Below are 15,473 nucleotides of genomic sequence, written 5' to 3'. Positions count from 1 at the left end.
ATCGGTGAATATCAGGACGAAAAAAATGGCAAATGGCTAAAAGGCGATAACCCGCGCAGCACATTCTACAACCATTCCAGCTATGCCGACTTGATCATTAACGATCTCGTAGGAATAAAACCACGTGCCGATCAGGTATTAGAAATTTATCCGCTTATCCCGCAAGGCCAGTGGAACTGGTTCATGTTAGATAAGGTAAGCTATCATGGCCGTAACATTACCATAGTTTGGGATAAAACCGGCACAAAATACGGAGCAGGTAAGGGTATGTTAGTATATGCCGACGGTAAAAAGTTAGCACAAAGCCAAACGTTGAAGCACATTTTAGTTAACCTGCCAGCCCAAAAGTAAAATCAAATACAGAATAAAACATTAATGAGTAACCTTCAAAACTTAACTATCCATTTTCCACGAAAACTCACATTCGGTAACGGGTCTATCTCAGCTTTGGCCGATGATCTGCAAGGTTTGGGCTGTACTAAAGTTTTAATTGTTACCATTAAACCCATACTCAATCAGCTTGCAAACCTAATTGCTGATATGGAAAGCAAAAATATCAAAGTACACATCAATACCGATATAGAGCAGGAGCCAGGCTACAATGATTTTGAAAAGCTGATGCTCATAGCCGCCCAGGCAGATCCGGATGCTGTAATTGGCATAGGTGGCGGTAGTGTGCTTGATGTAGCAAAACTGGTTGCCGCCCAGTTAAATAACACACAATCATTAAACGAAATTGTAGGTATTGGCTTGCTAAAGGGCCGTACCAAAACATTAATATGTGCCCCGGCAACATCAGGTACAGGCAGCGAGGTATCTCCCAACGCCATTCTGGTCGATGATAGCGATCATCAGAAAAAAGGTATCATCAGCCCGTTTTTGGTTCCCGATATTGTTTATGTCGATCCATTGCTCAGCATGAGCGTGCCACCGCATATCACAGCCGCTACCGGTTTAGATGCCCTGATTCACTGTATCGAAGCCTACACCAACAAATTTGCGCATCCCTTTATTGATATGTACGCCATCGAAGGCATCCGCCTGATAGCGGCCAACATCGTTCAGGCTGTAAAAAACGGCGCCGACGAACATGCGCGCTCACAAGTATCGATGGGAAGCCTGTTGGGTGGCTTTTGCTTAGGCCCGGTGAATACAGCGGCGGTACATGCGTTATCATATCCATTGGGCAGCAGTTTTAACCTGGCGCATGGCCTGTCAAATGCCTTGTTACTACCTTATGTAATGGAATTTAATTACCCATCAGCGGTAAACAAATACGCGCAGGTTGCCATCGCTTTAGGATGTGAGCCACAAGCTACAGATGAACTAACCGCCAAAGCCGGAATTGCCAAAATAGAAGAGATAACAGCATTATGCGGCATCCCCGCAAGGCTACGGGATGTACAAATACCACAAACCGCAATACCCGAAATGGCCGTAAACGCCATGAAAATAACCCGCCTGCTAAAAAATAACCCGCGCGAAGTTACTTACGCCGATGCGGTGGATATTTACAACGCGGCATACTAACAGAAATAGAAAAGAAATAATTGTAAAAACTGACATTACAATACAAATTGATGGAAAAAAAATATAATGGTGTGATCATCCCGGCAATAACGCCACTCACGGATAGCTATGAGTTGGATAAAGCAGGGGTTAAAAATATGTTTGCCAATTTTCGTGCTAATAATGTGTCTCCTTTTATTTTAGGCACAACCGGCGAAGCGGCATCTTTACCTGTTGCTGTAAAATATGATTACATTAAATTGGCAGGCAGCTTAAAACAAACTGGCGAAAAGTTATACGTTGGCGTTGCTTCAAACAGCTTTGAAGAGTCGGTAGCCTTATCCAAATTTGCCTTTGATAACAATGCGGATGCCGTAGCCGCGCACTTGCCATCGTATTATAAACTGTCTGATCATCAGATGAAAAAATATTTTGAGCAATTGGCTGATCAATGCGGCGGACCGCTCATTATTTATAACATACCGGCAACAACCCATATGTCGGTACCGCTTAAATTAATTGACGAATTAAGCTATCACGACAACATCGTTGGTGTAAAAGATTCTGAACGGAGTGATGAACGCTTAAACGAATCATTACAACTATGGAGCCAGCGCGAAGATTTTAGTTACTTTTTAGGATGGGCGGCACGCTCTGCCGATGCGCTTTTAAGTGGTGCTGATGGACTGATCCCAAGTTCAGGTAACCTCTTCCCCGGCATTTATTGCGAAATGATGGAAGCTCTAAAAGCAGACAACCGCGAATTAGTTATCGAACTCCAAAAAAAATCGGACGCGGTGGGCAAACTTTACCAGGCCGATCGCTTATTAGGCGAATCCCTTTGGGCGCTTAAAGTATTAATGCACGAATCCGGAATATGCCAGCAATACGTAATGCCGCCATTACAGCCTCAATCAGCTAACGAAGAAGCAGGCATTATCAAAGCGCTACACGAGTATTTAAAAAACGAAGGTTTAAATCTAAAGATCAGCATATGAGATTAAAACCCATAACCGGCATTACCATGGGCGATCCGGCGAGCATAGGCCCCGAGATCGCTTTAAAGGCGCTATTAAATAAAGATCTGTACGATATATGCCAGCCGTTATTGGTTGGTGATTATGATGTTTTCGATCAGATCAAAAATATATTGAACATTGATATCGCTTTAAACCGCATCAGCAATGTTAACCAGGCCAAATTTGAGTTTGGAACTATTGATGTATTCGACCTAGGTAATACCGATATAACCCAGCTAAAATTTGGCGAAATATCTGCCAATTGTGGCGAAGCGGCGTTCCAGTCCGTAAAAAAAGTAATTGAACTTGCTTTGGCAGGAGAGATTGATGCTACGGTAACCGGCCCCATCAACAAAAAATCTATCAACGAAGCAGGTCACCATTTTGCCGGGCACACCGAAATATATGCCACTTTAACCAATACCAAAAGGTATGCTATGTTATTGGTTGAAGATAATATGAGGGTGATACACGTATCAACCCATGTTTCGCTCCGTGAGGCTTGTGATCTGGTTAAAAAAGAACGAATTTTAGAAGTAACCGAACTGCTGTATAACGGCATGATCCAATTAGGTGCTACTAATCTAAAAATTGGCATAGCCGGTTTAAACCCTCACGCGGGAGATTCTGGTCTGTTTGGAACCGAAGATGACCTCGAAATATTGCCTGCTGTAGAAGAAGCCAGAAGATTAGGTTACGATGTAGAAGGCCCCGTACCTGCCGATACCATGTTTGCCAAAGCGGCCACAGGGTATTACGGTGGCGTAGTAGCCATGTATCACGATCAGGGGCATATCCCGTTTAAGCTCTCAGGCTTTAAATGGAACTCCGAGAAAAAGCAAATGGATAGCGTTAAAGGCGTTAACATCACTACGGGCTTACCAATCATCCGTACATCGGTAGATCATGGTACAGCCTTTGAAATAGCTGGTAAAGGCGTGGCCAGTCCAGATGCTATGGTGTTGGCTATCGAATCGGCAGTGCAGTTGTATAAACATCAGGGCGATAGTAAAAAGGTAACCGCTTAATGATCATAGTTATAGCCGACGATTTTACCGGTGCTGCCGAATTAGGCGGCATAGGGTTACGCTACAACCTCAAGGTTGAGGTGAATACCAGCGTGAATCTGCAATCGAAGGCCGACCTGTTGGTTATCGCCACAGATACCCGCTCCATGACCAAAAACGAGGCTGTGGCCGAAATGGAAAGAGTTACCGAACAAGTAGTTAAACTCAATCCTACACTCATCTTCAAAAAGGTTGATTCCGTTTTACGAGGCTATGTTGCCGAAGAATTACTGGCGCATATCCAAAAGCTAAGTCATACACGCGCGTTATTGGTTCCGGCTAATCCGGGATTAGGTCGAACCATTGTGAATGGCCAATACCTTTTAAACGGCCAGCCTTTGCATCAAAGCAATTTTGCCACCGATCCTGATTTTCCCGTTCAATCATCATCGGTGATTGAACTGTTGGATGGTAAGGGCATCAAAATATCATCGCAAAAACATACAGAAACGCTCAACTTTGAAGGCATAGTAGTTGGCGATGCCGCGGATCACAACGATTTAAAAGCATGGACAAACCGTGTTAACCGTAACATGATTATTGCCGGGGCCGCTAATTTTTTCACAGCCTTGCTGGATAAGGTTGTTATCCCCGATGAGCAATCACAGCAAAAAAAGGCACGGTCGTTTGAACAACCTGTCCTGATCGTTTCTGGAACCGCTTTCAAAAAAAGCGCTGATGCCATAAGGAAGTTGAAAGACGATGGTTTTCCCGTGAGTTACATGCCGGCAAATATCATCCGCGAAAGCGAAATTAATGAGGAAGAATATCTCCAATGGTGCGATCGGATTGTAGCGGATATTACTAAATTTGGCAAAACCATTATAGCTATTGATCCTCACAATTCAATAAAGAGTAGCCAAAGCCGTTTGCTCCGCCAAAAAACAGCCACCATAGTTAACATGGTTTGTAAACAGATCCATATTAACGAATTGTTGATAGAAGGAGGTTCAACCGCGGCAGCCATACTAAAACAATTGGGTATAGCAAAACTATATCCTGTTGAAGAATTGGCTCTGGGCGTGATCAGGATGAGTGCCGATGATGATTCGGAATTATATATAACCATAAAACCTGGAAGTTACGCCTGGCCGCAGTCGGTCAGTCAGTATACTTCATATTAGCAGTTATGCATAAAGAAACTTTGCACTTAGTTGATTATCTCATCATTGTTGTTTCACTCGCAACTTCGCTGGGGGTAGGGCTACGCTTTGGGCGTAATCAAAATTCCACCGCTAAATACTTTGTTTCGGCGGGTACTATACCCTCATGGGCCATCGGTATGTCGCTTATGGCAACCCTGGTGAGCAGTGTTACTTTCCTGGCCTATCCCGGCGAGGGCTTCTCGTCCAACTGGATCTTGCTTGTACAGGGGCTTATGGTGCCTGTTGTGCTGTTATTCATGGTATGGTTCATCGTTCCGCTTTACCGCGAAGTTATCGGCCTGAGTGCCTACGAATACTTTGAAAAACGTTTCGGCGTATTTGCCCGCCTGTATAGCTCCATAGCTTTCGTGCTCACACATTTCTCCAAAATGGGAACCGTGTTTTTCCTGCTCGCGCTGGCCTTGTCCAACATGACGGGCGCTAACACCTTCCTCATCATCTGGGTGATAGGTTTAGTGGTTGTATTTATTACATTAATAGGTGGTATTGAGGCTGTTATATGGGCCGATGTAATTCAGGGCTTCCTGTTAATTATTGGCGGTGTAGTGTCGCTGGTTATCTTACTGTTCGCCCTAAAAGGTGGCCCCGCCGAAGTGTGGCACATTGCGCAAAGTAACGGTAAAACAGGCTTTGGCCCTTACGATTTCAATTTCAAAAAGCTCACCTTTATTGTAATGGCTATCAATGGCGTTTTCTACGCCATTCAAAAATATGGTACCGATCAAACCATGGTGCAACGTTATTTAACAGCTAAAAGCGATAAATCGGCCATCAAAGCTACCTTATTAGGAGTAGGGCTAACCGTTCCGCTTTGGGCCTTGTTCATGTTTATCGGTACAGCGCTATTCGTATTCTACAAACAAAACCCATTACCCGCAGGCATGCGCCCCGATGCGGTTTTTCCATATTTTATCATGACTAACCTGCCTCCGGGCGTGGTAGGCTTGATCTTGGCAGCGTTGATCTCAGCCGCTATCTCAAGTTTAGGTTCCGATTTGAATTGCCTTGGCGCGATAGGTGTAGAAGATTATTATAAACGCGCCTTCCCTAAAAAAACAGATGTACAATACCTTAAAGCTGGCCGCTGGATAATTGTAGCAGGCGGTTTAGGTGCCATCGGCATCGCATCCCTGTATTTAATGGCTGGCGATGAAGGTGTTCTGGGTATCGTATTTACCCTATACTCCATCTTCTCCGGCGGTATTGCCGGTATGTTTTTATTGGGATTATTCAGTTCACGGGCTAACAGACAAGGCTTATTGATAGGCGTATTAGTTTGTGTGTTGTTTACCGCCTATGCCTTTTTAACTTCAACCAAAATAGGTTTAGGTAAAGACAAACATATTTTGCTCGATTTAGGCGTTTATAACTTTAAGCAACACAAATACATGTTAGGCGTTTACAGCCATATAATTGTGATAGCTGTAGGCTATGTAGCCAGCTTATTCTATCCAAAACCTAACCTCAATAAAAACCTGCTATTTAGCGGCTGGCTCGAGAAGCGCAGAAAAATAGCTGCCGAACTGAAGGGATAATACTAATACTATTTGTGATGAGAAGATTGAAGATAACTTTGTTGGTATTAGGTGTTGTGTTTTTCTCAGCCGCTTTCGCGGATACAAAGCAATCAATAACTATCGTTACTCCGATAAATAGCCCTGTACGGGTTAGCTTCGGGGCAAGCAAACTCACTAAAGCTTTAACAGCGATAGGGTATAAAGTCAATAACGCTCATCAACTTCCCGCAAGCGGCAGAACCATTGTAGTAGGTATTACCGGTAATGATATATTGCTCAAAGCGGTAAAAGCCTGGCATTTGCCAATGAAAAAAATAGCTTTCCACAAAGAAGGTTTTTCAATTTCATCCTCAGCTCAAAACAATATAGTGATCGAAGGTTTAGACAACTCAGGTGCACTTTATGGTTGTATCGAAGTTGCAGATGAGATCAAAGATAAAGGCCAGCTCCCAAACCAGATCTCCAAAACGGATCATCCCGAAATGGTATTGCGCGGTGCCTGCATAGGCATGCAAAAGCCAACCTATTTACCCGGTCGCGGTGTTTACGAATACCCATACACGCCCGAAACCTTCCCCTGGTTTTACGATAAAGCGATGTGGGTCAAATACCTCGATCAGATGGTTGATAACCGCATGAACTCACTTTATTTATGGAATGGCCATCCTTTCGCCTCCTTAGTGCGTTTAAAAGAATACCCATTCGCTGTTGAAGTAAGCGACGAGACCTTCAAAAAGAACGAAGAGATCTTCAAATTCTTAACCCAGGAAGCAGACAAACGTGGTATCTGGATAATCCAAATGTTCTACAACATCTACGTATCCAAACCATTTGCCGAGCATTACAACATCAAAACACAAGACAGGAACCGCCCAATTGTCCCGCTTATCGCCGATTACACCCGCAAATCAATAGCCGCCTTTGTACAAAAATATCCCAATGTAGGTTTAATGGTTTGTTTAGGCGAAGCTATGGAAGGTGTTGGTAATGATGATGTTGAATGGTTTACAAAAACCATAGTCCCCGGTGTTAAAGATGGCCTGAAAGCTTTAGGTAAAACCGAAGAGCCCCCCATCGTATTACGCGCTCACGATACCGATGCGCCAAATGTAATGAAGTATGCATTACCGCTTTACAAAAACTTATATACCGAAGCCAAATACACCGGCGAGGCCTTAACCACTTACACCCCACGTGGTCCCTGGGCCGAATTGCATCGCACATTAAGCCACTTAGGGAGTGTACAAATCGAGAATATCCACATCATGGCCAATCTTGAACCCTTCCGTTATGGCTCGGCAGATTTTATACAGAAATGTGTTTTGGCCATGCATAACACTTACGAAGCCAATGGCTTGCATATTTATCCGCAAGCATCATATTGGGACTGGCCTTATACTGCTGATAAAGCCGGTACACGCTTGTTGCAAATGGATAGGGATTGGATCTGGTACAAAGAGTGGGCACGTTACTCATGGAACTGCCACCGCGACCGCGAAGCCGAAAAAGTTTACTGGGATAAGCAATTGGCCGAAAAATATGCTTGCGATACAAAAAGCAGCGCCAATATTTTAGAAGCCTACGAGCAATCGGGCGAAATAGCACCCAAGCTGTTAAGGCGTTTTGGTATTACCGATGGTAACCGCCAAACCTTAACTTTAGGCATGTTTATGAGCCAGTTGGTTAATCCCGAAAGGTATGGTCTGTTCACATTACTCTACAACTCCGAAGGCCCCGAAGGTGAGGCACTTGCCGAATACGCCGAAAAAGAATTCAAACACCAACCACATGTTGGCGAAACGCCCGTTACCGTAATAAACGATGTAATAGCCGAAGGTAAAGCTGCCGTTGCTGCCATCAATGCTGCCGGGTCGGGAGTTAAAGCTGATAAGGCAGAATTCAAAAGGTTAAAGAATGACATGTACTGCTATAACGAATTAGCTAATTTTTATGCCGATAAAGCACAGGCAGCGTTATTGGTGTTAAACTACAAGTACTCAAACAACCTGGCCGATCTGCAAAAAGCTATCCCATACCTGCAAAGCAGTGTTAATCATTTCAAAAAGTTAAGTAATTTAACCAGCGATACCTACTTGTATGCCAATAGCATGCAAACTGGTCAGCGCAAAATACCTATCGGCGGTAACGATGGTAAAAATAAAACCTGGGTTGAGCTATTGCCCAAATATGAGCAGGAGCTAAAAACATTCACTAAAAATGTAGATTCGTTAAAATTACATCAGGGCGAAAAGTCTGACGTGAAAGAACAAGTTTTAACGCCAGCCAATGTAACCTGGCTTTCAAAAAACGAAGACAATTATACCCTGGCTAACAAAACATCAATATACGCCGACACCAATTTGATTGCCAATGTTTATGATGGGATCTTAAAAGATTTAAAAGGCATCCGCTTATCTAAAAAAGAACAAATAGCAAGCGGAACAACCCTAAAATTCACCACCAATAAACCCGTTAAACTACTGGTGGGTTTCTTTAAAGAGAAAGGTAAAAACTACTCAGCCGAGCCAACTTTGGAGAATGATGCCAGTGCCAATGATTACGGTCAGGCCGAAATTAAGATAGGCAACGCTATTGTATTTACTGATATGCCGGCAGTAAATATTCACGCTTATAGTTTCGCCGCGGGTACGCATACGCTAACATTAGCCAAAGGGGAGTGCCTTGTATTGGGTTTTATTGATGCCAACACAACACTGCCCGTTTATGATGCGGCTATGAATAAAGGTGGCGCAAACCGTAAGATTGATGCACTTTTTAATTAATAAACATGAAAAGGCTCTTAAATATATTGGTTGTAGGCCTGATATTTTCAGAAGTTGCAACCGCGCAGCAAAAGCCCCTTAAATTATGGTATAACAAACCTGCCGAAAAATGGACCGATGCTTTACCCATAGGTAACGGTAGCCTTGGCGGGATGATATTCGGCGGCGTAAACTCCGATCATATCCAGTTTAACGAGCAAACACTCTGGACGGGTGCCCCACGCAAATACCAGCGCGAAGGCGCCGCGAGCTATCTCCCACAGATCAGAAAACTGCTTTTTGAAGGCAAACAAGCCGAGGCCGAAGCTTTAGCAGGAAAATACTTTATGGGCACTAAAGATCAGGAAGGTACTTATTCCGTTGATTCTGCCGCCTGGGTTAAAAAAGTACAATCGCTAAAACAACCCGCGGGCAATGTTGCCTGGAAAAAGATTTCCCTGCCAACCGAACAAGGCTGGGAAAAAGTACCCGGGCTTGAAGGTGTTGATGGCGCGGTTTGGCTTAAAACAAAGTTTAACGTACCGGATAAATGGGAAGGTAGAAGCTTGATATTGAGCCTGGGCCGCATCCGCGATGCAGATATTACCTATGTTAACGGCAAACAGGTTGGCGCAACTCAGGGGACAACTTACCGCCAGTATAGCATTCCCAAAACGCTTTGGCATGCGGGTGCTAATGAGATACTTATACAAGTAATTAACTATTATGATAAAGGTGGTTTAACCAGTGCGGCTAAAGAATTAACAATTAAACCATTAGAGTCTGATAAAATATTAGAGCCAATCCAACTAAACGGCGAATGGCAGTATTGGGTGCAGGATGATAACCCACCGACATATCCATCATACCAGGCATCATACCAGCCTTTCGGCGATCTGTACCTCAACTTTAAAAACACTGGCGAGGTCACCAATTACCAACGCTCACTTGATCTAAGAACAGCTCTGGCCAACGTAACCTATACCAGCAAGGGCATAAACTTTACCCGCGAATACTTTGCAAGCGCTCCCGATAAAACCATCGCCATTCACATCAAAGCTGATAAACCGGGCCAAATCAGTTTTGATGCCTTATTGAACACGCTCCATAAGTTATCATCAGTAAAACAAATTAATGCCCATACTATTGCGTTAAATGTGCAGGTAAACCAGGGCGCTTTAAAAGGCGCTGCCTATTTATATGCTGATGCAAAAGGGGGGAAGATCACTGTAGTTAACGGGCAGATCAAGGTTAGCAATGCCGATGATGTGATCTTATATTTGGCAGCGGCAACCAATTTCAAAAACTATAAAGATATATCAGCAGATGCCAACACCATAGCAAAACAACGTATTGTATCTGCCCAGGCCAAAACCTATACACAAGTTAAGTTGGCTCACGTTAATGATTACAAGCATTATTTTAATCCATTCTCCGTTGATTTAGGTTCAGGTAAAAATGAAATACTACCAACCGACGAGCGCATCAAACTATTCAATGCCACTGATGATCCCGGCTTACTCAGCCTTTATATACAATACGCCCGTTACCTGTTAATAGCATGCTCCAGTCCTGATAGTAAACTTCCCGCCAATTTACAAGGCATCTGGAACGATCAGATCACACCACCCTGGGGTAGTAAGTTCACCACCAATATCAACCTGCAAATGAATTATTGGTCGGCCGAGCAGTTAAATCTTTCAGCCTGCATTAATCCGTTGTTCCGGATGATTAGCGATCTGTCCCAAACAGGCCACCAAACCGCACAGATCCATTACAATGCACCCGGATGGATACTGCATCACAATACTGATATCTGGTTGGGCACGGCACCTATCAATGCTTCTAACCACGGTATTTGGCAAGGTGGGGCAGCATGGCTAACCCGTCATTTATGGGAACATTACCAATACACGCAGGATAAGATCTTTCTACAACAAGTTTATCCCGAAATTAAAGGTGCCGCCGAGTTTTTTGTAAGCACCCTGGTTAAAGACCCTAAAACCGGTTATCTCATTAGTACACCGTCCAACTCACCTGAGCATGGCGGTCTGGTTGCGGGCCCAACAATGGACAGGCAAATCATCCGCGATCTGTTTAAAAACTGCATCGCAGCATCCGAAGTATTAAAAACCGACGAACCATTCCGTAAAATATTACAAGAAAAATATAAACAAATAGCGCCCAACCAAATTGGCAAATACGGCCAGTTACAAGAGTGGATGGAAGATAAAGATGATACCGCCGATACCCACCGCCATGTTTCGCACTTATGGGGTGTTTACCCCGGAACGGATATTACCTGGGATGCAACACCAACCCTGATGCATGCCGCCGAGAAGTCATTCCAATACCGTGGCGATGATGGCACGGGCTGGAGCCTGGCCTGGAAAGTAAACCTGATGGCGCGTTTTAAAGAAGGCGATCACGCTATGACTCTGGTCAATAAACTACTAAGTGTTGCCGAAAATGGCTCAGCCAAAGAACGGGGAGGGGTTTACCACAACCTGTTTGATGCGCACCCGCCATTCCAGATAGATGGTAACTTTGGTGGCGCGGCGGGCATTGCCGAAATGCTGGTTCAAAGTCAGCAAGGATACATTGATTTGCTGCCGGCTTTACCAACCGCTTTGCCCAATGGCGAACTCAAAGGTATTTGTACCCGGGGAGGCTTTGTATTAAACATTAAATGGCAAAATGGTAAACTACAACAGGTACAGGTTATTTCTAAAACAGGTAATGAATGCCATTTAAAATATGGTAAAGCAGGTTACAATTTCAAAACTGTAAAAGGAAAAACATATCAGTTAAACGGCGATTTAAAAGCCATTTAGGCTATCTTAGTTGATGATGGCATATCAGGTAAATCAATATCAAACAGTGCGGGTAAAGGCTTATCAAAGCTTTTGGTTGGCCATACTTTGTTTATTGTTTGCCGCAGATGGTTTTGCTCAAAGCGGTATCCGTAAAGATATTCTCCTAAACAACAACTGGCTAACCATTGCCAATGATAGTAATACCGATGCTTACAAGGGGTTTGAGCAATCAGCTTTCAATACCGCTAACTGGAAATCAGTCACTATACCCCATAATTGGGACACGTACGAAGGTTACCGCCGGTTAAAACATGGCGATAAACACGGCTATGCCTGGTATCGAACCACTTTTACATTGGCAAATATAGCTGCCGATAAAGCTTACTTTTTGTATTTCGAGGGCGTTAGCTCATACGCTACAGTTTGGCTTAATGGTAAATTAGTGGGTCATCATGCTGGCGGGCGTACCACGTTTACTTTAGAGGTAAGCAAGTATCTGCTTAAAAACATGCCGAATATATTGGCCGTTAAAGCAGACCACCCCGAAAAGATACTGGATTTACCCTGGGTATGTGGCGGCGCATCAGACGAGGTTGGTTTTTCCGAAGGCTCACAGCCGATGGGGATCTTCCGCCCGGTTCACCTGATCATGACCGATCCCGTAAGGATAGAACCTTTCGGCGTTCATATCTGGAACGATACTACCGTTTCCCTAAAATCTGCCGATCTGAATATCGAAACCGAGGTTAAAAATTATACCGCTAAGTCTAAAAAGATCCAGGTAATTAACAGGCTGATTGATGCCCGCGGAATTGTGGTTGCCGAGGTGAGCAGTGAAGAAAACGTATCGGCTAATACTTCAACCGTTTTTAAACAAAAACTTAGTTTTACGCATGTTAACTTATGGTCGCTACGGCAGCCATATTTATACAAAATGGTTTCCAAAGTGATCGAAGGTGTAAAACTGAACGATCAGGTTAGTACCGATTATGGTATCCGATGGATAAGCTGGCCAATTGACAGAAAGGGGAATAACAAACAATTTCTGTTAAATGGCAAATCCGTTTTTATTAATGGTACAGCCGAGTATGAGCATATGATGGGCAACAGCCATGCCTTTAGTAACGCTCAAATTCGCACACGTGCCATGCAGGTTAAAGCCGCAGGTTTTAATGCTTTCCGCGATGCGCACCAACCGCACAACCTGGAATATCAAAAATATTGGGACGAACAGGGTATCCTTTGGTGGCCGCAGTTTACGGCCCATATTTGGTATGATACGCCGGAGTTTCGTAAAAACTTTAAAGCGCTATTAGTTGATTGGGTTAAAGAGCGCCGCAACAACCCATCCAATATATTATGGGGCTTACAAAACGAGAGTAAATTACCCGAAGATTTTGCGAAGGAATGTTCAGATATCATCCGCAAGCTTGATCCAACCGCATCATCGCAGCGCAAAATAACCACTTGTAACGGTGGTAAAGGTACCGATTGGGATGTCCCTCAAAACTGGACAGGCACATATGGCGGCAATCCCTTAACCTATGCCGACGATCTGCAAAAACAAATTCTGGTAGGCGAATACGGCGCATGGCGCAGTATTGATTCACATACCGAAGGGCCTTTCATTCAAAACAGTACATTAAGCGAAAACAGGTTGGATGCCCTGATGGAAACCAAGATCCGATTAGCCGAATTGGTTAAAGATAAAGTTGCCGGGCATTTTCAATGGCTTCTAACCTCGCACGAAAACCCGGGCAGGATACAAGCTGGTGAAGGTTTACGGGAACTGGATAGGATAGGGCCCATCAACTATAAAGGCCTGTTTACACCGTGGGGCGAACCTACCGATGCTTTTTATTTATACCGCTCTAATTACGCGCCAAAAGATAAAGAGCCAATGGTATACATCGTATCACATACCTGGCCCGATAGGTGGCTTTCGCCGGGCACACGTGATAGTGCTTGTGTGTATTCCAATTGTGATGAGATAGAGCTGTTTAACGATGTAAACCACGAATCATTTGGCAAAAAGAAAAATCGGGGTATTGGTACCCATTTCCAATGGGATAGGGTTAATATTCAATATAATGTGCTTTACGCGGTTGGCTATGTAAAGGGTAAAAAAGTTGCTGAAGATCACGTCATACTAAACCATTTGCCCGATGCGCCACATTTTAAAGATTTAGTTGAAGGCAATAAAGTATCACTTAAACCATCTACCGAACTAAAATATCTCTACCGTGTTAATTGCGGTGGCCCGGATTATACCGATCAGTTCAATAATGTTTGGATGGCCGATGTGCATCAAAACAACAGCAAAACATGGGGCTCAACTTCATGGACTAATGATTTCCCCGGCATGCCAGCCATGTTTGGCAGTCAGCGCCGCACATTTGATAAAATACAAGGAACTAATGATTTCAAACTATTCCAAACTTTCCGTTATGGCTTGGATAAATTAAAATACGATTTCCCCGTTCCCGATGGTGATTATACCATCGAACTTTACTTTACCGAACCCTGGTATGGCATAGGCGGTGGAATGGATTGCACCGGATGGCGATTATTTGATGTGGCCATCAACAATAAAACCATGATCAAAAATCTGGATATCTTTAAAGAAGCAGGATACGATCAGGCATTGAAAAAAGTGATTAAAACACACGTAACAGGCGGTCATCTAACCATTAACTTCCCGCATGTAGAATCCGGACAAGCTATCATATCAGCTATCGCGATAGCTTCAGTTAATAAGGAAACTGTTGCAGCCAATGCTTCAGAATCAGTTATTAAAACCCTGATAGTTGCTGATGAATCACAAAGTAATAGCTGGTTGGCCCAAAAATGGTTAGATCTCGGCGATAAGCAATACGCCAACGATCAAACCGAAATAGCACAGTTACCCTCCAACTTATATGGTGCAGAATGGATTAGAACACCGAAAGGGAATCAAAACACATCAGCCAAATTTACAGTTAGTACTGATGCCGATGTTTATATCGGGTTAGATGAAGTTGTAAAGCAAGTGCCATACTGGCTGAAGGATTACGACAATACCAAAACCATAATGCGTAACGATGCCAACGGTGGCAATAGCTTTAATATATATCACAAAAGTTTTAAAGCTGGTGCCGAAGTTGTATTAGGCAATAATCCCGATAAGGCATTAATGTACATAATAGCCGTACAACCCCTTACCCAGATGGAGCCGGCAACCGATCTGAAACCAACAATATCATATAAGGCTCAGGTGGCCATACTCACCGATACTGGCGCGGTAATGATTGATGTGAGTGACCGAAAATGCATCCTGATTAAAACTGAAGGCTCGCGCGTAGAATGGAATATATCAACAGGCGTAGGCGAATCGCACGAGTTACGGATAAAATATGCCAACACAACTGATAACACATTAACGGCACGTATGCAATTATTGGCTGCCGATGGTACCGTTATGCGGGACGCCACATTAAGTTTTGGTAAAACCGTACCCGATAAATGGAAAACAGCAGGTACCACAACGGGTACAAGCATAAATGCAGGTAATTATAAAATAGTATTAACGGCTGTTGATGCTGTAGGATTAACAATTTCGGGCCTGGAGGTGCAATAAT

Annotated in this window: 9 protein-coding genes; all 9 read left to right on the top strand. The window is 43.7% G+C overall.

Translation table 11 applies throughout. The features are described from left to right. On the top strand, positions 1-351 hold a 351-nt coding region (locus tag ABIN91_RS04800; RefSeq protein ID WP_348049029.1), incomplete at its 5' end, for a glycosyl hydrolase family 65 protein. A gap of 24 nt (positions 352-375) precedes the next feature. Further along, positions 376-1,530, top strand: coding sequence for an iron-containing alcohol dehydrogenase (locus ABIN91_RS04795; protein WP_348049027.1), 1,155 nt, complete (start codon positions 376-378; stop codon positions 1,528-1,530). Positions 1,531-1,580: 50 nt separating this feature from the next. Beyond that, positions 1,581-2,507 carry a dihydrodipicolinate synthase family protein gene (locus ABIN91_RS04790; protein ID WP_348049025.1) on the top strand — a complete coding sequence of 309 codons (927 nt, stop codon included), beginning with the start codon at positions 1,581-1,583 and terminating at the stop codon, positions 2,505-2,507. Then, positions 2,504-3,556: a 4-hydroxythreonine-4-phosphate dehydrogenase PdxA gene (gene pdxA / locus ABIN91_RS04785; RefSeq protein ID WP_348049023.1), complete on the top strand. Its 1,053-nt coding sequence runs from the start codon at positions 2,504-2,506 to the stop codon at positions 3,554-3,556. Before ABIN91_RS04790 ends, pdxA begins: the two co-directional genes overlap by 4 nt. Then, positions 3,556-4,719, top strand: a complete 1,164-nt coding sequence (locus ABIN91_RS04780) for a four-carbon acid sugar kinase family protein (protein WP_348049021.1) — start codon at positions 3,556-3,558, stop codon at positions 4,717-4,719. The genes pdxA and ABIN91_RS04780 overlap by 1 nt, the downstream gene beginning before the upstream one ends. A gap of 5 nt (positions 4,720-4,724) precedes the next feature. Further along, positions 4,725-6,296 (top strand): sodium:solute symporter, encoded by a 1,572-nt coding sequence (locus ABIN91_RS04775; protein ID WP_348049019.1) that lies wholly within the window; start codon positions 4,725-4,727, stop codon positions 6,294-6,296. A 17-nt stretch (positions 6,297-6,313) separates the two neighbouring features. Then, on the top strand, positions 6,314-9,061 hold the full coding sequence (locus ABIN91_RS04770) for a hypothetical protein (protein ID WP_348049017.1): 2,748 nt from the start codon (positions 6,314-6,316) through the stop codon (positions 9,059-9,061). Positions 9,062-9,066: 5 nt separating this feature from the next. Next, positions 9,067-11,874 carry a glycoside hydrolase N-terminal domain-containing protein gene (locus ABIN91_RS04765; RefSeq protein ID WP_348049015.1) on the top strand — a complete coding sequence of 936 codons (2,808 nt, stop codon included), beginning with the start codon at positions 9,067-9,069 and terminating at the stop codon, positions 11,872-11,874. Positions 11,875-11,887: 13 nt separating this feature from the next. After that, complete coding sequence (locus ABIN91_RS04760) at positions 11,888-15,472, top strand: malectin domain-containing carbohydrate-binding protein (protein WP_348049013.1); 3,585 nt, start codon at positions 11,888-11,890, stop codon at positions 15,470-15,472. The last annotated feature ends 1 nt before the right edge of the window (position 15,473 follow it).

The sequence above is a fragment of the Mucilaginibacter sp. genome (assembly GCF_039921305.1).
Lineage (GTDB): Bacteria > Bacteroidota > Bacteroidia > Sphingobacteriales > Sphingobacteriaceae > Mucilaginibacter.
The sequence above is the reverse complement of the archived record's forward strand: the minus strand, read 5'-3'. Positions and strand labels throughout refer to the sequence as shown.

Coding starts and splice junctions, on each gene's coding strand:
- ABIN91_RS04795 (WP_348049027.1), top strand. CDS start 376: ATGAGTAACCTTCAAAACTTAACTATCCATTTTCCACGAAAACTCACA.
- ABIN91_RS04790 (WP_348049025.1), top strand. CDS start 1,581: ATGGAAAAAAAATATAATGGTGTGATCATCCCGGCAATAACGCCACTC.
- pdxA (WP_348049023.1), top strand. CDS start 2,504: ATGAGATTAAAACCCATAACCGGCATTACCATGGGCGATCCGGCGAGC.
- ABIN91_RS04780 (WP_348049021.1), top strand. CDS start 3,556: ATGATCATAGTTATAGCCGACGATTTTACCGGTGCTGCCGAATTAGGC.
- ABIN91_RS04775 (WP_348049019.1), top strand. CDS start 4,725: ATGCATAAAGAAACTTTGCACTTAGTTGATTATCTCATCATTGTTGTT.
- ABIN91_RS04770 (WP_348049017.1), top strand. CDS start 6,314: ATGAGAAGATTGAAGATAACTTTGTTGGTATTAGGTGTTGTGTTTTTC.
- ABIN91_RS04765 (WP_348049015.1), top strand. CDS start 9,067: ATGAAAAGGCTCTTAAATATATTGGTTGTAGGCCTGATATTTTCAGAA.
- ABIN91_RS04760 (WP_348049013.1), top strand. CDS start 11,888: ATGATGGCATATCAGGTAAATCAATATCAAACAGTGCGGGTAAAGGCT.